Below are 19,034 nucleotides of genomic sequence, written 5' to 3' on the forward strand. Positions count from 1 at the left end.
TTCAGTGGGCCACGGCGGCGGCGCCGTGCTCGTCGACGAGCGCCCCGGTGGTGAATCGTTCGAGGGTGAAGGGCGCGTTGAGCGGGTGCGGCTCGTCGTTGGCGATCGTGTGCGCGTAGCACCAGCCGACGCCGGGCGTGGCCTTGAAGCCGCCCGTGCCCCAGCCGCAGTTGACGTACAGGCCGCCGACGGGGGTGAGCCCGACGATCGGCGAGGCGTCCGGCGTGACGTCGACCACCCCGCCCCACGTACGCAGGACGTGCGCGCGGGCGAAGATCGGGAACAGCTCCAGCGCCGCCGCCATCTGCCGCTCGATGATGTGGAAGGCGCCGCGCTGGCGGTAGGAGTTGTAGGCGTCGATGCCCGCGCCCATGACCAGCTCGCCCTTGTGCGCCTGGCTGACGTAGACGTGCACCGCGTTCGACATGACGACGGTCGGGTGGACGGGTTCGAGCAGCTCGGAGACCAGCGCCTGGAGGGGGTGGCTCTGCACCGGCAGCCGCAGCCCGGCCATCCCGGCCACGATCGACGAGTGACCGGCGGCCGACATCGCCACCCGGCCCGCCGCGATGGGTCCGCGTGTCGTACGCACGGCTCGCACCCGGCCGTCCGCGACCTCGACGCCGGTGACCTCGCAGTGCTCGATGAAGTGGACGCCCATCGCGGAGGCGGCCCTCGCGTACCCCCAGGCGACGTAGTCGTGCTTGGCGATGCCCGCCCGTGGCTGGTAGGTGGCGCCGAGCACCGGGTACCGCGCGTCCTGCCTGACGTCGACGATCGGGCAGACCTCCTTGACCTGCGCGGGGTCGAGCCATTCGGCGTCGACGCCGTTCAGCCGGTTGGCGTTGACGCGGCGCACACCGTCACGCACGTCCTGCAGGCTGTGGGCGAGGTTGAGCACGCCGCGCTGACTGAACAGGACGTCGTAGCCGAGGTCCTCCTCCAGTCCTTCCCACAGCTTCAGCGCGTGCTCGTAGATGCCCGCGCTCTCGTCCCACAGGTAGTTCGACCTGATGATGGTCGTGTTGCGGGCCATGTTGCCGCCGGCCAGCCAGCCCTTCTCCAGCACGGCGACGTTGGTGATCCCGTGGTTCTTCGCCAGGTAGTAGGCGGTGGCGATGCCGTGCCCGCCGCCTCCGACGATCACGACGTCGTACGAGCTCCGAGGCTCGGGGCTGTCCCAGAGCCGGTCCTGCCCGGTCATCGCTCTCCCGCCGATCCGTACGTCATGCGCGCAGCCGTTTCATGGCCGGGTCGAACAGCGGTTCCTCCGCCACGACGGCGGCGACGCGCTGCCCGAAGTAGCCGATGTGGACCACCTGCCCGGGGGTCGACAGCGCCGCGGGCAGCCAGGCGTAGGCGATGCCCTTGCCTATCGTGTAGCCGTACGCGGCGCTGGTGACGTACCCCACGCAGGCGTCACCGTCGTACACGGGCTCCTTGCCCATCACCACGCCCGCGGGGTCGTCGACGGTCAGGCAGGTCAGGCGGCGGCTCACCGAGGCGCGGCGCTCCGTGAGCGCGGCCCTGCCGATGAAGTCGCCCTTGTCCATCTTCACGGCGAAGCCCAGCCCCGCCTCGAAGGGGTCGTGCTCGTAGGTCATGTCGGTGCCGAAGGAGCGGTAGCCCTTCTCCAGGCGCAGGCTGTTGAACGCCCCGCGCCCGCCCGCGACGACGCCGTACGCCTGCCCGGCCTCCCAGAGCGTGTCCCACAGCTTGAGCCCCATGTCGGCCGTCGTGTAGAGTTCCCAGCCCAGCTCGCCGATGTAGGACAGGCGCAGGGCCGTCACCGGCACCGAGCCGATGTACGCCCGCTTGGCCCGGAAGTAGCGGAAGCCCTCGGCCGAGAAGTCGTCCTCGGTGAGCGGGGCCACCAGGTCACGGGCACGCGGGCCCCAGACGCCGACGCAGCAGGTGCCGGGCGTGATGTCCCGGATGGACACCTCCGGTGGCCGGTGCCTGGAGAGCCAGTCGAGGTCCAGGTTGCCGTTCGCCCCGACCTGGAAGAGGTCGCGGCCCAGCCGGGCGATGGTGACGTCGCTGCGGATGCCGCCGTCCTCGTCCAGCAGCAGGCAGTACGTCACGGAGCCGATGGACTTGCCGACATCGCCGGTGGAGACGCGGGAGAGGAAGGCCGCCGCGCCCGGCCCGCTGACCTCCAGCCGCTTCAGCGCCGTCATGTCGTACAGCGCGACGCCCTCCCGCGACGCCTGCGCCTCCGCGCCGACGATGGGCGACCAGTAACGCGCCGCCCAGTCGCCTGGCACGGGGATCTCCCTGCCCTCGGCCAGCCCGGCGTTGGCCTCGTACCACTGAGGACGCTCCCACCCTGAGGCCTCCAGGGGGAACGCGCCGAGCTCGCGCTGGCGCGGGTGGAAGGGGCTCACGCGCAGCGGGCGGAGGTTCTCCGGCGGCTGGAGCGGATGGATGATGTCGTAGACCTCGACGAAGTTCTGGCAGTCGCGCGTCAGGACGTACTCGGGGGCGAGCTGGTGCGGCTCGAAGCGGTTCACGTCGCACTCGTGCAGGTCGAACGACGAGCAGTGCCCGTCGGCCAGCCACTCGGCCATGGCCCTTGCCACGCCCGCCGAGTGGGTCACCCACACGGCCTCGGCCACCCAGAACCCCTTGACCTCGGCGGACTGCCCGAGCAGCGGCATGTTGTCGGTGGTGAAGGAGAAGAGGCCGTTGATGCCCTCCTCGATCTTGGCGTCCCGCGTAGGGGGCAGGAGGGACCGGGTCTCGGTCCACGCGTCGGCGAAGTCGCCGGGGGTGAACGGCGTCACCGACGGCATCATCTCGGCGTCCCGCACCGAGGCGATCGCCTCGGGCCGCACCGGCATCGGGCGGTGGCCGTAGTAGCCGACGGCCAGCCGGTCGAACCGCTCCCGGTAGTACAGGTCGGCGTCCTGGTGGCGCAGGATCGGGCGCGTCGCCTCCTCGGCCTGCCCGCTCAGCGCGGGGACCGGGCCGGTCCAGGCGAGCTGGTGGGCGAGCGGGGTCAGCGGGAGGGCCATCCCGACCATTCCGGCGACCTTCGGCCCCCAGATGCCCGCGCAGCAGACGACGAGGTCGGCGGGGAGCTCTCCCTTGTCGGTGACCACGGCGGTCACCCGGTCGTCCTCGACGCGGATGTCCAGCACCTCGTGCCGGTCCAGGACGCGCACGCCCCGGTCACGGGCGAGCGCGAGCTGCGCCTCGACGGCACGTACGGCTTTGGCGATGCCGTCGGTCGGGACGTACAGGCCGCCGAGCACGCGGGCGGGGTCGAGCAGCGAGTGGCGCTCCACGCACTCCTCGGTGGTCAGCAGGTGCGCCTCGACGCCCCAGGCGGTGGCCCAGCCGTGCCGCCTGCGCAGCTCGGCGAACCGCTCCGGCGTGGTCGCCACCTCGAGGCCGCCGACCTGCAGGAAGCATCCCAGCCGCGTGAGCTTCTCGACGGTGTAACGCGCCATCTCGGTCATGGTCTTGGACGGGTTCGTCTGGAAGACCAGGCCGGGGGCGTGCGTGGACGAACCGCCGGGCGTCGGGACCTCGCCCTGGTCCACCACGGTGATGTCGTCCCAGCCTCTGGCCGACAGCTCCTCGGCGAGCGCCGCGCCCACCACGCCCGCTCCGATGACGACGACCCGGGGGCCCGTCATAGCCACCTCCGTTGCGCATGATGAACCGTGGTGCGCTTGCCGCAACAAGCGTGACCCGCCGCGAAAGGGGTGTCAAGACCGGGACCACGACGGGCACGCGGACGCCGCGCCCGCTGCGGGGGGTGCGGGCGCGGCGTACAGAAGACGGCGTACAGAAGACGGCGTACAGAAGACGGCGCGCAGAAGACCGCCTCAAGAAGACGGCGCGAAGAGGACCGCCTGAGGAAGACGGCGCGGGGAAGAGGGCGCGGAGAGGGCGGTCAGCTCGTGGGGAGCCAGGCCTTGACCTTGTCGGGGTTGTCGGTGACCCACTTCTTGGCGGCGTCCTCGGCCGACATCTTGTCCTCGGAGATGTACTTCGCCACGAGGTTCTGGTCGTCGTTGGTCCAGGTGAAGTTCTTGACCAGCTGGTACGCCGGGCCGCCCGAGTCGGCGAACTTCTTGCTCACGATCTTGTCCAGCTCGTACGGCGGGTAGTCGCACGCGACCTTAGCGGCGTCGGCGTCGCACCCGTCGGTGTACTCGGGCAGGTTGACCTTGACGAGCTTGACCTCCGACAGGAACCACTGCGGCTCGTAGAAGTATCCGAGCATCGGCTTCTTCTGGGCCTCCGCCTGCCGGAAGCCGGTGATCAGCGCCGCCTCACTGCCGGCGTAGACCACCTTGTAGTTCAGGTCGAGGTTCTTGACCAGGGCCGCGTCGTTGGTGACGAACGAGGGGTCGCCGTCGAGCAGCTGGCCCTTGCCGCCGGACTCGGAGGTCTTGAACAGGCCGGCGTACTTGTCGAGGTTCTTCCAGTCGGTGATGTCGGGGTACTTCTCGGCCAGCCACGGCGGCACGTACCAGCCGATGACGCCCTTGTTCCCGGTCGGGCCGAGCTCGACCGCGACCTTCTGGTCCTCGATGTACTTCTTCTTCAGGTCGTCGTGGCCCCAGTTCTCCACGACCGCGTCGACCTCGCCGGTCGCGAAGCCCTGCCAGGCCACCTCCTCCTTGAGGTCCTTCTTCGTGACCTGGCAGCCGAGCTCCTTCTCGGCGACGTACGCGATCACCGCCGCGTTCGCCTCGTACCCGACCCAGGGGTTGATCGCGATGTTGACGGCTCCGCACGCCTTCGCCGAGGGCGCCGCCGCCCCTGAGGCGGACGGGGTCTCTCCCACCTTCGCGCCACCGCACGCGGAGACGAGGAGGCCGGCGGCCGCCACCAGCACGACCGCCCTTGGCCGTGCGATCCTGGAAAATGTCACCAAGGTCCTCCTGTATAGAAAGCCGCCTGCGACGGCCGATGTCCACCCGTGACGGGCCTTCCAGAACTTCCGCTAGTGCCTCCCGTGGGCGGCGGCGTCGGCGCGCCGGGCCGCGGTCTTGGTGATCGCGGCCAGCATGGTGCCGAGCACGACGATCGCGAGGCCGGCGGCGAGGCCCTTGCCGCGCAACTGGAGCTGGGAGAACCCCGACACGACGTCGTAGCCGAGCGCGCCCGCGCCCACCAGGCCGCCGACCACCACCATGGCGAGCACGTAGCAGAGCCCCTGACTCGCGGCGAGGGTGACGGCGCTGCGCGCCATCGGCACCTGCACCTTGGAGATGATCTGCCACGTGCTCGACCCGGCGGCCGTCGCGGCCTCCACCGCGCTCGCGGAGACGCCCCTGATGCCGTCGGCGACGAGCTTGGTCGCCACGGGCGCGGCGTAGAAGACGGCCGCGATGATCGCCGTGAACCGGGTGGCGCCGAACAGGCCGAGGATCGGTACGAGGTACACGAAGGCGGGCATGGTCTGGCCGGCGTCCAGCACCGGGCGTATCACCCGGTCGGCGCGGTCGTCGCGTCCCATCCAGACCCCGGCCACGATGCCCAGCGCCATCACCAGCACGGCCGCCACGAGCGTCGCGGCCAGCGTCACCATGCTGTCCTGCCACAGCCCGAGCGCCACCAGCAGGGCGAGGCACGCGGCGCAGACGACCGCGACCCGTACGGTCGCGAGGACCAGCGCGGTCACGGTCACCACGAGCAGCACGAGCCACCACGGCGAACCCGTCAGCACCGCCTCGAACGGGTTGAGCAGGCCATAGGTGACGAGGTTCTTGAAGCCGTTGGTGTAGGGGTAGAGGTTGGCCTGCGCCCACTGGCTCGCCGCGTCGGCGGCCCTGCGCACGTACGAGCCCACGTCCGCCTCGCCGGGGAACTCCGCGGCCCACACGTAGACGTACGACAGGTAGACCAGCACGACGGTGACGGCCGCCACCGCGGCGACCTGGACGCGGCGCCAGAGCGGCCCCCGCGCGCGGCCCGCGCGGTGGGCGGCCTCGACACGGTGGCCGGCCGCCGAGGTCACCCGGTCGAGCACGATCGCCATGATCACGATGGCCAGGCCGGCGTTGAAGGACGTGCCTACGTCGAGCGTCTCCAGCGCCTTCAGCACGGTCTTGCCGAGCCCGGGCGCGTCGATGAGCGCGGCGATCGTCGCCATGGACAGCGCGGCCATGATGGTCTGGTTGACCCCGACGACGATGGTGCGCTTGGCCAGCGGCAGGCGCACCTTGCTGAGGAGCTGCCACGGGGTCGACCCCAGCGACGTGCCCGCCTCCACGGTGGTCGCGGGCACCTGCCTGATCGCGTGCGCGGTGATGCGGATCGCGGGCGGGATCGCGTAGATCATCGTCGCCACGGTGGCGCTTGCCGGGCCGATGAGGAAGAACAGCGTGAGCGGAGCCAGGTACACGAAGGTCGGCATCGTCTGCATGAAGTCGAGCACGGGGTTGACGAAGCGGTTGAACCGGTCGCTCAGCCCCGCCCAGACGCCCAGCGGGATGCCGACGGCGAGCGACAGCACGACGGCGGCCAGCGTCAGCGCCAGCGTGTCCATGCTCTCCTGCCACAGGCCGAGCAGCCCGAAGGAGACGAAGCCCGCCAGGGTCAGCAGCGCGACCCTGAGGTTCCCGTACAGCCACGCGGCGGCCGTGGCGACGCCCACGACGCCGAGCCACCCGACCACCGGCACAGGGCGGCCGAAGGACGGCTGGCTGATCAGCGCCTGGATGAACCTCACGAACTCATCGATGAAGAGCCTGATGTAGTTCACGAAGTACAGGAAGAAGGGGTTCTCGTTCCTGCTGTCGTCGATGGCGTTCGCGGCCTCGCTGATGCGCTCGTGCAGGGGGGTCAGCTCGGCGCCGCCGAGCGGCAGTGTGGCGTGCCCCCGGAAGAACGCCCACAGCAGGACCCAGGCGGCGAGGATCCCCGCCAGCAGGTACGGGCGTGACCACACCGGCCTGCGCGCCGTCACCGTCGCCGTCACCTGGCGCTCACCCCCTGACGTCCGGGCACGCTCATTCGGCGATCACCTCGAGGATCTCGGTGCTCCCGACGACGCCGAGCAGCTCACCGTCCGACACCACCCGCACCGGGCGGTCGGCGTGCAGGACGGTGTGTACGGCGTCCCTGATGACGACGTCGGGACCCAGCTCGGGCCCGTCCAGCGCGTCGCCGTCGCCGGGTGGTCTCATGATCCACTTGAGGGTCAGCACGTGCGAGCGAGACACCTCGCTCACGAAGTCCCGTACGTAGTCGTCGGCGGGGGCGCCCACCACCTCGTCGGGGGTGCCGGTCTGGACGATCAGGCCGTCGCGCATGACCAGGATGCGGTCGCCGAGCTTCAGCGCCTCGCTCAGGTCGTGCGTGATGAAGATCATCGTCTTGCCGACCTCGCGGTGCAGGCGGATGACCTCGTTCTGCATGTCGCGGCGGATCAGCGGGTCGAGCGCCGAGAACGGCTCGTCGAAGAACAGCACCTCGGGGTCTACCGCCAGGGCGCGGGCGAGGCCCACCCGTTGCTGCATGCCGCCCGAGAGCTGGTCGGGATAGGACTCGGCGTATCCGGTCAGCCCCACGAGGTCGAGCATCTCGCTCGCCCGGCGGTGACGGGAGTCCTTCTTCACGCCCTGGATCTCCAGGCCGTAGGAGATGTTGTCCAGCACCCGCCGGTGCGGCAGCAGGCCGAAGTGCTGGAACACCATCGCGAACCGGTGGCGGCGCAGCTCGCGGAGCTCCTTGTCACCGGCCTTGCGGATGTCCGTGCCGTCCAGCAGCACCTCGCCCGCGGTGGGCTCGACCAGCCGGGTCAGGCAGCGGACGAGCGTGGACTTGCCGGACCCGGACAGGCCCATGACGACGAAGACCTCGCCGCGCCGTACGGCGAAGGAGGCGTCGCGCACCGCCGTCACGCAGCCCGTGCGCTCCTTGAGCTCGGCCCGCGAGAGCTCCGCGAGCGGCGTTCCCGCCACCCGGTCGGCCCGGGGCCCGAAGACCTTCCACAGGCCGCGCACGTCGAGGATCACCGGCTCCTCGTCCGTGGAGGGCTGCGAGAGCTCGGCCGGCGACGTCGCGGTCATGGTCACCTCGCGGTTCGAGGGGGGTGGAGGCCGGTCACGCCCTCCAGTTGCCACCGCGACAGAGATCTGCCACGGACCTCTCAATTGCCTTGCTAGTTGCGTATCACGCACCAGAATGCTTAACGAGGAACAGAATCGACCCTGACGTCAGCCCCGTCAAGGCTTGCCGCGTTTCCCTTATTGGCCGAAACCCGCACGGCCGTACCACCCGAGACGTGAAGAGATCTCGGTGGCGGCGGCGACGACCTGGGCGGCGACCGCCGAGAGCCGCTCTGCGGGCAGCCGGAAGGTGGGCCCCGAGGCGCTGAGCGAGGCGACGACCGTGCCGTCCGCGCCGAAGACCGGGGCGGCGACGGCGGTCAGGCCCAGCTCCAGCTCGTCGACGGCCGTCGCGAAGCCGCGCTCGCGCACGGTGTCGAGCTCCTCGCGCAGGCGGCCGGCGTCGGTGACCGTGCGCTCGGTGAACCGCGCGAGCGGCACGGCCGTGACCTCCGCGAACCGGCCCTCGGGGGCGTGGGCGAGCAGCACCTTGCCGTTGGAGGTGGCGTGCAGGGCGATGCGGCGGCCCGTCCAGTTGTGCGCCTGCAGCGCCGAGGTGCCGGTCATCTGGTCGAGGTAGAGCGCCTCGTCGCGGTCGAGGATGGCGATGTTGACGGTCTCGCCGACCTGCGCCGCGAGCCGGGTGCCGACGGGACGTCCCTCCTGCACGACGTCGAGCCGCGCGGTGGTCGCGCCCGCGAGCCGCAGGACGCCGACGCCGAGGCGGTAGCGCCCGCGCTCGTCGTTCTGGTGGACCAGGTCGTGGTTCTCCAGGGTGGCGAGCAGCCGGAAGGCCGTGGAGCGGTGCACGCCTAGCTCGGCGGCGAGCTCGCTGACCCCGAGCTCGCCGTGGCGGGCCAGCAGTTTCAGAACCGACAGCGCGCGGTCGACCGACTGCACGCCGGCGCTGTCGCGTTCCGCGTCGTTGCCCATGGCACAACCCTATTCAGAAGGCGCACCGGCCCGGCCGGGGTGGCGGTAGAACTCGACGTGCTCGGGCGGCAGAGGGGTGTTGCCGAGGATCAGGTCGGCGGACTTCTCGGCCACCATCATCACGGGGGCGTAGATGTTGCCGTTGGTGACGTACGGCATGACCGAGGCGTCGACCACGCGCAGCCCTTCCAGGCCGTGCACCCGCATGCTCAGCGGGTCCACCACGGCGTCCTCCCCCACGCCCATGCGCGCCGTGCACGAGGGGTGCAGGGCGGTCTCGCCGTCGCGCGCCACCCAGTCGAGGATCTCCTGGTCGGTCTGGACCGAGGGCCCCGGCGACAGCTCGCCCGCGTTGAAGTCGTCCATGGCGTGCTGGTTGAGGATGTCGCGCGCCACGCGGACCGCCTCCACCCACTCCCGCCGGTCCTGGTCGGTCGACAGGTAGTTGAAGCGCAGCGCCGGATGCACCCTGGGGTCGGTGCTGCGGATCTTCACCGAGCCCCGCGCGTCGGAGTACATGGGGCCGATGTGCACCTGGTAGCCGTGCCCGCCCGCCGGAGCCGAGCCGTCGTACCGCACGGCGACGGGCAGGAAGTGGAACATCAGGTTCGGGTAGGCGACGTCCTCGTTGCTCCGGGTGAAGCCGCCCGCCTCGAAGTGGTTGGTGGCGCCGGGGCCCTTGCGCAGGAACAGCCACCGCGCCCCGACCCACGGGCGGTTGCGCCACTTCATCGCGGGCTGCATCGACACCGGCCGCCTGCATCCGTACTGGACGTAGACCTCCAGGTGGTCCTGGAGGTTGCGCCCGACGCCCGGCAGGTCGTGGACGGGCTCCACGCCGACGGCCTTCAGCTCGGCGGCGTCGCCCACCCCGGAGAGCTGGAGGAGTTGCGGCGAGTTGATCGCCCCGCCGCACAGGATGACCTCGCCTGCCCGTACGGTGCGCCCGTCGTACTCGACGCCGACGGCGCGCTTCCCCTCGAAGAGGATCTTCGTGACGAAGGCCCTGGTCTTGATCTCCAGGTTGGGGCGCCGCTTGACCGGGTGCAGGTACGCGCGGGCGGCGGACAGGCGGCGGCCCCGGCGGATGTTCCGGTCGAAGGCCGCGAAGCCCTCCTGGCGGAAGCCGTTGACGTCGTCGGTGAGGGGGTAGCCCGCCTGCCGCACGGCCTCGAAGAAGGCGTCGAACAGCGGGCCGGACGCGGGGCCGCGTTCGAGCACGAGCGGCCCGTCATGCCCGCGGAAGGCGGTGCCAGGGTCGGCCGTGGCGTTCTCCATGCGCTTGAAGTACGGCAGGCAGTGCGCGTAGTCCCAGGTCTCCATGCCCGGGTCGGCGCCCCAGCGCTCGTAGTCGAGCGGGTTGCCCCGCTGGAAGATCATGCCGTTGATGCTGCTCGACCCGCCCAGCACCTTGCCACGCGCGTGGTAGATGCGGCGGCCGTTCATGTGCGGCTCGGGCTCCGACTCGTACTTCCAGTCGTAGAACCGGCTGCCGATGGGGAACATCAGCGCGGCGGGCATGTGGATGAAGACGTCCCAGGGGTAGTCCGAGCGGCCGGCCTCCAGGACCAGCACCCGGACGGAGGGATCGGCGGACAGGCGGTTCGCCAGAGCGCTTCCGGCCGATCCACCACCGACGATGACGAAGTCGTACATTCCTGCCTCGTCTCGCTCGCGGGTAGCTTGCGCTTCTTTCGTAGCGATTGACGCACAACGTTGCATTCTGCGCAACCATCTAGATCCGGTCGGGTAAATGGACGTCACCATGCCGTCCCGCCTACAGTCCCCAGCTATGGGCAACGATTCCTCGGCCGGCGTGCAGTCGGTCGACCGGGCCATCAGCGTGCTGGAGATCCTCTCCCAGCGCGGCGAGGCCGGTGTCAGCGAGATCGCGGCGGAGATCGGCGTCCACAAGTCGACGGCCTTCCGGCTCCTCGGCGCCCTGGAGGCCAGGAGCCTGGTCGAGCAGGCCGAGGACCGCGGGAAGTACCGCCTGAGCTTCGGCGTCATCCGCCTCGCCGGCGGCGTGGCCTCCCGCCTCGACCTCACCCAGCAGGGCCGCCCGGTCTGCCGGCGCCTGGCCGAGGAGATCGGCGAGACCGTCAACCTCGCCGTCGTGCGCGCCCACTACGCCGTCAACCTCGACCAGGTGCGCGGCCCGTCGGCGGTCACGGCGTACAACTGGGTCGGGCAGCTCACCCCGCTCCACGCCACCTCCAGCGGCAAGGTCCTGCTGGCTCACCTGGACGAGCGGCACCGCGACCAGCTCCTGTCCGCCGCGGGACTTCAGCGCTTCACCCCCGCGACGGTCACCTCGGCCGCCGAGCTGAGGCCGCAGCTCGACGAGGCCAGGGCGCGGGGGTACGCCGTGACCCTCGAGGAGTACGAGATCGGGCTGAACGCCATGGCCGCCGCCGTCCGGTCCTATGACGGCGAGGTGGTGGCGGCCGTCAGCGCCTCCGGGCCCGCCTACCGCTTCAGCGAGAAGCGCATGCACGAGCTGGCCCCCGTCCTGATCGAGGGCGCCGCCGACATCAGCCACCGCCTGGGGTTCTCCGGCTGAGCGCCGGGGCGTCAGCGGCCGAGACCGAGCCGGTCGGCGACCCACTCGTGGAAGCCCGCGATGTGGTGCTCGCTCGGCACGAGCACGCCGCCGTTCGCGTACGCGCGGGAGCTCATCGCCGGCTGGCAGCGCTCGCACGCGTCGAAGTCCTGCACGTTGACCTTGTGGAAGAGCTCGACGGACGGGCCGAGGTCCTTCCCGCCGTCCACGACCTCGGGGAGGAACAGCCAGTCGCACTCCACGATCGTGCGGTCGGCCGCGAGCGGGAACATGCGGTGCACGATCGCGTGGTCGGGCACGAGGTTGACGAAGACCTGCGGCTTGATGGTGATCGCGTAGTAGCGGCGGTCCTGGTCGTCGCGCACACCCGGGATGCGGTCGACCCCCGGCGAGCCGTCGACCGTGAACCCCTCGATGCCCGAGCCGAAGGCGGCGCCGTGGCCGACGAAGTACTGCGCCGCGTACCCGTCGGCGAACTCCGGCAGCACCTCGGTCAGCTCGGGATGGATCGTCGCGCAGTGGTAGCACTCCATGAAGTTCTCGACGATCAGCTTCCAGTTCGCCTTGACGTCGTAGACGATCCTGCGGCCGACCTTGAGGTTCTCGATGCCGTAGTTCTCGATCGAGGCCAGGTCGCCGAGCCGGGTCACGACCGCGCCGAGCACGTCCTCTTCGAACGAGGGAGGGTCGTCGGCCAGGCACACCCAGACGTACCCGATCCACTCGCGCACGTGCACGTTGACCAGGCCGTACTTCACCCGGTCGATGTCGGGCATCTTGGTGAGGTTCGGCGCCGCGATGAGCTTGCCTTCGAGGTCGTACGTCCACGCGTGGTACGCGCACTGGAAGGCCCGCCTGACCTCGCCGGACTCCTCCGTGCAGATGCGGGCGCCCCGGTGCCTGCAGACGTTGAGGAACGCGCGGATCGAGCCGTCCTTGGCGCGGCTGACGATGACGTTCTCGCGGCCGACCTGGACGGTGCGGAACGCGCCGGGCTTGCCGAGGTCGTCCGACCTGGCCACGCAGAACCACATCGACTCGAAGATGTGCTGCTGTTCGAGGGCGAAGACGTTCTCGTCGGTGTAGAGGCCGCCGGCGAGGGTGGCGAGCAGGCTGGACGTGCTCACGAGTCACTCCTCTGTCGCCCCGCCGTCACGCCCGGCGGGAGGTTGGGGGGCGCCTCCGACGGCACCACGTAGATCATCCCGTCCTCGACCACGACCCGGTGGGTGCGCACGGCGAGCTTGGCGGGCGGGCTGTCCACCTGGCCGGTCCGCAGGTCGAAACGGCTGGAGTGGAGCGGGCACTCGATCTCACAGCCTTCCAGCCACCCGTCGGAGAGCGAGGCGTCCTGGTGCGTGCAGGTGTCGTCGACGGCGTAGATCTCGCCGTCGTCGGTGTGGAACACGGCCACGGGCGGATCGATGTCGAGCCGGTGGGCCTCGCCCCGCGGCAGAGCCGCCAAGGGACACGCTGGGATCACGCGGATAACCCCTCAGTTGTGAATTGCGGAACGGGACTCGCTATGCGCAACAGATTGCGTCCCAGGTGAGCCGCCTGTCAATACACCGGGAGGCGCGGGCACCTTGGAGATCTCCTTGCTCCGGAGCCAGCTTCCTGTTACCCGATCCGCCTCCGGCGCACGCCGGGATTTCTTCCCGGCACGGGGCCGCCATCCGGAAAGATGTCCGCCATGCGGCTTGAATGGCACCTTTGGGGATATGTCGTCTTAGCCACACTTTTGTGGTTGCCTGTCGCGGTGCTCGCGGCACATCTGCTGGCCCGCCGGCGCGCCCGGCGGGGCCGTCCGCACCCCGCTCGCACGGCCTACGCGGACGTCCTCATCGTCGCCGGCACCCTTCCCTCGCTGTGGATGATCCTCACGCCCGGCACGGCCTCCGGGGTCAGCCTCGTGCCGCTGCGCGATCTCGCCGACCTGGCGAAGGGGCCGTTCGGAGCCGCGTTCGCGCAGGTGGGAGGCAATCTGCTGGTCTTCGCCGCACTCGGCGCGCTCCTGCCGATGCGCTCACCACGCTTTGCCCGCCTGTGGCGCGTGGCCCTCCTCGCCGGGCTTCTGTCGGTCACGGTGGAGGCGCTGCAGTACGGCCTGCGGCTCGGCCGCGTGTCGTCGGTGGACGACGTCCTCCTCAACGCGCTGGGAGCCGTACTGGCGGGCCTCGTGACGCGGCCGTGGCACGCGAAGCCGATCACGGTTGGGACCGGTCCACAGTAACGACCCCCTAAAAAGCCCGAAGATCACCACACAGGCACGATTCGCTCAAAAGAAGCACGGGACCAACCTGCGTATCTGTGCGATCGTGGACAAGGCGGGGCAAGTTCTCTGGAGACGCGGACCGCTTTGGTGACTGAGGGTGATAAAGCGTGATGGAATCCCCGGTACCTCACGAACCCCCGATCTATCGCCGGATCGCCGATCGCCTGCGCCAGGCGATCGTGACCGGCGAGTTCCGTGATGGGGACCGGCTGCCGGGCGAGAACGCCCTCATGTCCGAGTACGGCATAGCCCGGGCCACGGCGAGACAGGCGCTCGCCGTCCTCATCAACGAAGGCGTGGCCGTGCCGAGGCGCGGCTCCGGGGTCTACGTACGGCAGTTCCGGCCGATCAGGCGGCACGGGTCCCGGCGCCTCTCGCGCGAGCAGTGGGGCGCGGGCAGGGCCATCTGGGACTCCGACACGACCGGCCGCCCGTACACGGTCGACGACCTCACCATCGCCAGGGAGGCGGCGGCCGACGACGCGGCGCGGGTGCTCGGCTGCGACGAGGTGTGGGTGCGGCGGCGCCGCTACTCCGTGGACGGACGGGCGGTGCAGCTCGCGGCATCCCACTTTCCGGCCGAACTCGTCGCGGGGTCGCCGATCGTCGCACAGGACACCGGCCCGGGCGGCGTCTACGCCCGGCTGCGCGACCTCGGGCACGCGCCCGCGCACTTCACCGAGGAGGTGCGCGCGAGGATGCCCACGCCCGAGGAGGCCGCCAAGCTGGGCCTGCCCGCAGGGACCCCGGTGATCGAGGTGTGCAGGTCGGCGTACGCCGCCGGCGGCATGGCGGTCGAGCTCAACAAGATGATCATGGACGCGGCGTCCTATGTACTTCAGTACGACTTCGACGCGTGAGTCAAGCCCCGGCGTCAAGCGTTAGGTTGACCTGTCCACCCCGAACATTGATTTCTCTAGAGATGTCCCGCAACGTGAAGGGGAACGGTACAAACCTGGCCCTCGCCGCGGGAAGGGTGGACGGGATGTCGTTTGACCGGCACCTCGCCGAAATCGCCCGGGAGTTCCCCGACTGGACGATCTGGAGAAGCGACGCCGGACGGTGGTGGGCCACCCGGCACCACCCGCTCACCGAAGAGGAACGTGACGCGGGGTGTGCCATGACGATCGACGCCGATGATCCGGAGGGCCTGCGCGAGAGGCTGCTGGAGCAGCAGGAGTGCATGTCCTCAATCGATCGCGAGACCTGATCGCGGGCGACGCCCGCGACGGGAAGCGCGGAAACCTCCGACCCGATCGGGGGCGGAGGTTTCCGCCTGGCGTCATGGCTCCGGGCGCGAGATCTGACGTGGCCCGGGCGCGAGGTGCCGCCGGCTAGTGCCGGGGTGCGGGAAGCCCGTCACCGCCGGACTGGTGCACCTGGCTCATGTGGACGTCGTTCTCCTCGAAGAAACCGCGGACGCGCCCCTTGGCGGGGCCGTCGTGGTCGTTGGCGTGGTGCGGTTCGTCGATGCCCCGCCCGCCGACCTCGACCGTCTCGTGCGGATCGCGCAGGTCGTGGGCGTCATGCAGGACGTGCACGCGCCCGTCGTCCTCCTCGTCGTCGGCCTTGTGGACGTCGTTGGCCGCGTGGACGTCGTTGGCGGCGTAGACGTCGTTCGCCTTGTGCACGTCGTTGGCCGCGTGGACGTCGTTCGCCGCGTGCACGTCGTTCGCCGCGTGCACGTCGTTCGCGGAGTGGACGTCGTTCGCCGCGCGGGCGTCGTCCTCGTCGTCGTAGGAGTGGCGGACATCGCCGGCGTAACCGTCGTCGACGGCGTGGTCGCCCTGCGCGTCGGGCACGTGCGGCACGTCGGCCGGGCCGAACGCCGCGCCGCCGCGGCCGAGACGGTCGCCGTCCTCGCCCGCGTCGTCGAGCACGACCCGTACGGAATCGAGCTCCTCGGCCGCGGGCCCGTCCTCGTGGCGCAGGTCGTCGACGGAGCCGACCTCGGGCCTGGGCGGCAGCACGGCGGACTCGTCGATCAGCGCGCCCGCGGTGCCCTCACGGTGCAGCAGGTCGGTCAGCACGGAGCCCATCTCGCCGAGCCTGCGCATGACCTCGGTGTGGGTGTCGGTGAGGAACGTCACCCGGCGGCCGGTGTGCTCGTCCAGCGAGTCGGCGCGCTGGCGCGCCGCGGCCAGGGTGTCGGCGGCCTCGGCCCGCGCGGCCTTCAGCGTGGCCTCGGCGTCGGCCTTGGCGGACGCGAGCGTCGCCTCCGCCTGGTTGTTCGCCTCGGACACCAGGCGCTCGGCCTCGTGACGCGCGGCGGTGAGCGAACGGTCGGCCTCGGCGCGGGCGGTGCGCAGGGTCTCCTCGGACTCGGCACGCGCTGAGCCGAGCGTCTCCTCGGCGTCGGAACCCGCCTGGGCCAGCAGGCGCTCGGCGGCGGTCGTGGCCTCGTCCACGCGGCGCTCGGCCTCGGTCTGGGCGGCGGTCAGAATGCGCTCGGACTCGGCCGCGGCGTCCTCACGCATCTTGGTGGCGTCGGATTCGGCGTCCTCGCGCTTGGAGATCGCCTCCTCCTCCGCGAGCTTCAGAATCTGGCTCAGCCGCTGGCCGAGCTCGTCGTAGTCCTGAGGGGCCTCGGCCAGGCGGCGGCGGGCCTCTCCGAGCTCGATGCGGCCCTGCTCGGCCTGATCGATGGCCCGCGCCAGCCGTTCTTCGAGATCACGGATCTGGTTGCGCGTTCTGACCATGTGATCGTGGACCTGCCGGCGGCTGTATCCACGCATCACCACCTCGAAGCCGAGGTCCTCGTGCATCATGTCGGGAAAGCTGTCGTGCTGGTTCGTCATGGCTGAGCCCTGGGGGTCTTGAATCGAGTGGGGGTCCTGCTTTGGTAACGACACGTCAGGACACGACTTTCCTGCCATCTGTCCAAGTCCGCAACCCGAACGCCTGACCTCTTCCGGTCGAATGAGTGCCTACTAGTCGCAACGCCGAGAAACCGGCTGAGGGCCCCGTGAGATCATCGATCTCATGAGCGAGCCGACCTTCCCGGGCCCCGCGGAGCCTCACGCCTCGCCGTACATCGCGGCACTCGACACCGGTGTGCCGTCCATCCATCCCGAAGCCTACGTGGCGCCCACCGCCGTCGTGGTGGGCCGGGTACGGCTCGCGCGGGCCGCGAACGTCTGGTACGGCGCGGTGCTGCGCGGCGAGGACGAGGCGATCGAGGTGGGCGAGGAGTGCAACATCCAGGACCTGTGCTGCCTGCACGCCGACCCCGGGCTGCCCGCCGTGCTGGAGAGCAGGGTGAGCCTCGGCCACCGCGCCGTGGTCCACGGCGCGCACGTCGAGAGCGGCGCGCTGGTGGGCATCGGAGCCGTCGTGCTGAACGGCGCCAGGATCGGCGCGGGCTCGCTGGTCGCGGCCGGATGCGTGGTGACCCCCGGCAAGAGGATCCCGGCGGGGGTGCTGGTGGCGGGGGTTCCCGGCACGGTCGTCCGCGAGCTCACCGACCGCGACCGTGCCACGTTCGCCCGCACGCCGGACACCTACGTGGCGAAGGCCGCGCGCCACCGCGCCGCCCGGCCGCTGCCCGCCGGCCCGGGTACGGCCGGGTGACCCGCCGTACCGGATTCGTGGCCCCGGGGCCTCAGGTATGGGAGTGTGACGCCGCCACGGTCCTGTGACGTGAAGTACCGGAGGTGTGGCGCGGGGGAACACCCCGGAGTCCGTGATGTGCCACCAGTAGCATTGCCGCCGTGCAGTGGGACCCTTTCGACGCGATCGAGCGGGATGTCCGCGTCATGATCGCGGACCCGCGCTGGGCCGACGTCCCCGCACACACCCAGGCGCAGGCGATGGCGGCCCGCCTGCTGCTCACCCCCGACGGCGGCTGCTGGCTGTTCGGCCGCCACGCCCGCTGGTACCGCCACGACCCGGCCGACGGGCAGTGGCACCTGTCCGCGCCTCCGGCCGACCCGCGCGCCCGCGCGTCCGCGCGCCCCCCGCATCCGGCGCCGCTCATCCCCGAGCACCTGCTGCCCACGGCCGCCGACCTGGCCTTCGACCGGGGGTCCACCCAGGCGTTCGTCGGCCCCGACGTCCCCCACGAGGTCACCCACCGCCTGCGGGCGCTGCTCGACGCCAACCGGGGGATGAGGCAGGACGCCTCGTTCGTCGGCGGGCCGCTCCGCGCGATGTTCTACGCGGACGTCCCCGCGACCGTGGCGACGATGTGGGGCACCGTCATGTGGTGCGCCTACGCCCCGGCGTTCGACGGCAACGAGGTGCTGCTGTCCATGTTCGGGGAGTTCCTCGCGCGACCGCTGCCGGGGGACGACTGGGTGCGGTGGCTGCCCCCGATGCCGCTTTCCGCGCTGGTGGCGCTCTACGCCGAACGGCTGGCCGCAGGAGCCCAGGACGCCGCGCTGCGCCTCGCGGGGCTGGCGGCCGACACGGCCCGCGTCCTGCTCGCCGACCCAAGGTTCGGCCCCCGCGCCGCCGCCCTGATCGCGATGGTGGAGCCGCTGCGGGCCCAGCCCTGGCTGGACCACCCGTCCTGGGACGTGACGGCCATCCGGGAGGCCTGGCTCGCGCGCTGCCCGCCCCACCTTGCGGGCGCGATCCTCGCCGAGACCTCGCCGGGCGAGCATTTCCGGCACACGCTGTACGACATGGTGCGGGCGCTGTCGTTCGTGACCGCCCACGGCGCCGATCCCCGCGCCGTGGGCGCGTCGCTGCTGGCCGCCGACGTCAAGCACGTGGCGCCAGAGGTGGCGACCCAGCTGTACCCGTGGCTGGACTCCGAGCTGCGCCAGACGTACTACGTGACGCTCTCCGAGCCCCGCCATCCTCTGCGTGGCTGCTGGCCCCGGGCGGGCGAGCCTCCCGCGGCCCTCCGTCCGCCCGGCAGGGGAGCGGCGGCGGCCCTGCTGGGCGCGGGATACGCGACGGGGCTCGCCTGGTGCCGGCTGACGGGTACGGCGCCTCCGCCGCGCGGCTTCCCCACGTCCGCGGCGACGGTGAGCTGCCTGATCCACGAGCGCGACGATCCGCTGCCTGGAGTACCAGGAACCTCATCGGAATGGATTCGCCACACGTGACCTGGGTGCCATGATCTAAACGCTTTATCGGGTTATTTCATACTTACTTCGCGTATATCATTCCCCGTCCAGTCATCTGGGGATTTGGCTGAATTGTGATCTCGGAACCGGGAAATGGTTCCACGGGGACACGG

General features: G+C 70.7%; 16 protein-coding genes. 6 read left to right on the plus strand and 10 right to left on the minus strand.

Annotation, left to right across the window (positions count from 1 at the left end; genetic code table 11):
• Position 1: 1 nt before the first annotated feature.
• From OG589_RS34970 to betA, 7 genes are all read right to left on the minus strand, one after another.
• A complete protein-coding gene (locus OG589_RS34970; RefSeq protein ID WP_405142505.1) occupies positions 2-1,204 on the minus strand; it encodes a sarcosine oxidase subunit beta family protein in 1,203 nt (400 codons plus the stop codon).
• Positions 1,205-1,226: 22 nt separating this feature from the next.
• A complete protein-coding gene (locus OG589_RS34975) occupies positions 1,227-3,644 on the minus strand; it encodes an FAD-dependent oxidoreductase (RefSeq protein WP_405142507.1) in 2,418 nt (805 codons plus the stop codon).
• A 260-nt stretch (positions 3,645-3,904) separates the two neighbouring features.
• Positions 3,905-4,891 carry an ABC transporter substrate-binding protein gene (locus OG589_RS34980; RefSeq protein ID WP_405142509.1) on the minus strand — a complete coding sequence of 329 codons (987 nt, stop codon included), beginning with the start codon at positions 4,889-4,891 and terminating at the stop codon, positions 3,905-3,907.
• A gap of 72 nt (positions 4,892-4,963) precedes the next feature.
• Positions 4,964-6,943 carry an ABC transporter permease gene (locus OG589_RS34985; protein ID WP_405142510.1) on the minus strand — a complete coding sequence of 660 codons (1,980 nt, stop codon included), beginning with the start codon at positions 6,941-6,943 and terminating at the stop codon, positions 4,964-4,966.
• 31 nt (positions 6,944-6,974) lie between these two features.
• A complete protein-coding gene (locus OG589_RS34990) occupies positions 6,975-8,036 on the minus strand; it encodes a glycine betaine/L-proline ABC transporter ATP-binding protein (RefSeq protein WP_405142512.1) in 1,062 nt (353 codons plus the stop codon).
• A gap of 177 nt (positions 8,037-8,213) precedes the next feature.
• On the minus strand, positions 8,214-9,008 hold the full coding sequence (locus OG589_RS34995) for an IclR family transcriptional regulator (protein WP_405142514.1): 795 nt from the start codon (positions 9,006-9,008) through the stop codon (positions 8,214-8,216).
• A 9-nt stretch (positions 9,009-9,017) separates the two neighbouring features.
• A complete protein-coding gene (gene betA, locus OG589_RS35000; RefSeq protein ID WP_405142515.1) occupies positions 9,018-10,664 on the minus strand; it encodes a choline dehydrogenase in 1,647 nt (548 codons plus the stop codon).
• A 136-nt stretch (positions 10,665-10,800) separates the two neighbouring features.
• Here betA and OG589_RS35005 point away from each other — a divergent pair, with 136 nt between their 5' ends.
• Complete coding sequence (locus OG589_RS35005; RefSeq protein ID WP_405142517.1) at positions 10,801-11,571, plus strand: IclR family transcriptional regulator; 771 nt, start codon at positions 10,801-10,803, stop codon at positions 11,569-11,571.
• Between the two features lie 11 nt (positions 11,572-11,582).
• On the opposite strand, the gene OG589_RS35010 is transcribed toward OG589_RS35005, so the two are convergent.
• Entirely contained in the window at positions 11,583-12,698 is a 1,116-nt protein-coding gene (locus OG589_RS35010; RefSeq protein WP_405142519.1) for an aromatic ring-hydroxylating dioxygenase subunit alpha, read from the minus strand.
• On the minus strand, positions 12,695-13,054 hold the full coding sequence (locus OG589_RS35015; RefSeq protein WP_405142520.1) for a bifunctional 3-phenylpropionate/cinnamic acid dioxygenase ferredoxin subunit: 360 nt from the start codon (positions 13,052-13,054) through the stop codon (positions 12,695-12,697). Before OG589_RS35015 ends, OG589_RS35010 begins: the two co-directional genes overlap by 4 nt.
• Before the next feature lie 264 nt (positions 13,055-13,318).
• Here OG589_RS35015 and OG589_RS35020 point away from each other — a divergent pair, with 264 nt between their 5' ends.
• The 3 genes from OG589_RS35020 (at position 13,319) to OG589_RS35030 (ending at position 15,056) form a co-directional block, all read left to right on the plus strand.
• Positions 13,319-13,804: a VanZ family protein gene (locus OG589_RS35020; protein WP_405142522.1), complete on the plus strand. Its 486-nt coding sequence runs from the start codon at positions 13,319-13,321 to the stop codon at positions 13,802-13,804.
• A 152-nt stretch (positions 13,805-13,956) separates the two neighbouring features.
• Positions 13,957-14,706 carry a GntR family transcriptional regulator gene (locus OG589_RS35025; RefSeq protein ID WP_405142523.1) on the plus strand — a complete coding sequence of 250 codons (750 nt, stop codon included), beginning with the start codon at positions 13,957-13,959 and terminating at the stop codon, positions 14,704-14,706.
• A 125-nt stretch (positions 14,707-14,831) separates the two neighbouring features.
• Complete coding sequence (locus tag OG589_RS35030; protein WP_405142524.1) at positions 14,832-15,056, plus strand: hypothetical protein; 225 nt, start codon at positions 14,832-14,834, stop codon at positions 15,054-15,056.
• Between the two features lie 124 nt (positions 15,057-15,180).
• Here the strand turns inward: OG589_RS35030 and OG589_RS35035 are convergent, their stop codons facing one another.
• Positions 15,181-16,644, minus strand: coding sequence for a hypothetical protein (locus tag OG589_RS35035; RefSeq protein ID WP_405142525.1), 1,464 nt, complete (start codon positions 16,642-16,644; stop codon positions 15,181-15,183).
• Positions 16,645-16,828: 184 nt separating this feature from the next.
• Between OG589_RS35035 and OG589_RS35040 the strand changes: the two genes are divergently transcribed.
• A complete protein-coding gene (locus tag OG589_RS35040) occupies positions 16,829-17,416 on the plus strand; it encodes a gamma carbonic anhydrase family protein (protein WP_405142526.1) in 588 nt (195 codons plus the stop codon).
• 140 nt (positions 17,417-17,556) lie between these two features.
• Positions 17,557-18,900 carry a hypothetical protein gene (locus OG589_RS35045; RefSeq protein ID WP_405142527.1) on the plus strand — a complete coding sequence of 448 codons (1,344 nt, stop codon included), beginning with the start codon at positions 17,557-17,559 and terminating at the stop codon, positions 18,898-18,900.
• The last annotated feature ends 134 nt before the right edge of the window (positions 18,901-19,034 follow it).

It is taken from the genome of Sphaerisporangium sp. NBC_01403 (assembly GCF_045040145.1).
Classification (GTDB): Bacteria; Actinomycetota; Actinomycetes; order Streptosporangiales; family Streptosporangiaceae; genus Sphaerisporangium; species Sphaerisporangium viridialbum.

Excerpts from the sequence above, each read along its gene's own strand:
- betA (WP_405142515.1), bottom strand. The coding sequence starts at position 10,664 with ATGTACGACTTCGTCATCGTCGGTGGTGGATCGGCCGGAAGCGCTCTG.
- OG589_RS34990 (WP_405142512.1), bottom strand. The coding sequence starts at position 8,036 with ATGACCGCGACGTCGCCGGCCGAGCTCTCGCAGCCCTCCACGGACGAG.
- OG589_RS34970 (WP_405142505.1), bottom strand. The coding sequence starts at position 1,204 with ATGACCGGGCAGGACCGGCTCTGGGACAGCCCCGAGCCTCGGAGCTCG.
- OG589_RS35035 (WP_405142525.1), bottom strand. The coding sequence starts at position 16,644 with ATGACGAACCAGCACGACAGCTTTCCCGACATGATGCACGAGGACCTC.
- OG589_RS34995 (WP_405142514.1), bottom strand. The coding sequence starts at position 9,008 with ATGGGCAACGACGCGGAACGCGACAGCGCCGGCGTGCAGTCGGTCGAC.
- OG589_RS35040 (WP_405142526.1), top strand. The coding sequence starts at position 16,829 with ATGAGCGAGCCGACCTTCCCGGGCCCCGCGGAGCCTCACGCCTCGCCG.
- OG589_RS35005 (WP_405142517.1), top strand. The coding sequence starts at position 10,801 with ATGGGCAACGATTCCTCGGCCGGCGTGCAGTCGGTCGACCGGGCCATC.
- OG589_RS35025 (WP_405142523.1), top strand. The coding sequence starts at position 13,957 with ATGGAATCCCCGGTACCTCACGAACCCCCGATCTATCGCCGGATCGCC.
- OG589_RS34975 (WP_405142507.1), bottom strand. The coding sequence starts at position 3,644 with ATGACGGGCCCCCGGGTCGTCGTCATCGGAGCGGGCGTGGTGGGCGCG.
- OG589_RS35030 (WP_405142524.1), top strand. The coding sequence starts at position 14,832 with ATGTCGTTTGACCGGCACCTCGCCGAAATCGCCCGGGAGTTCCCCGAC.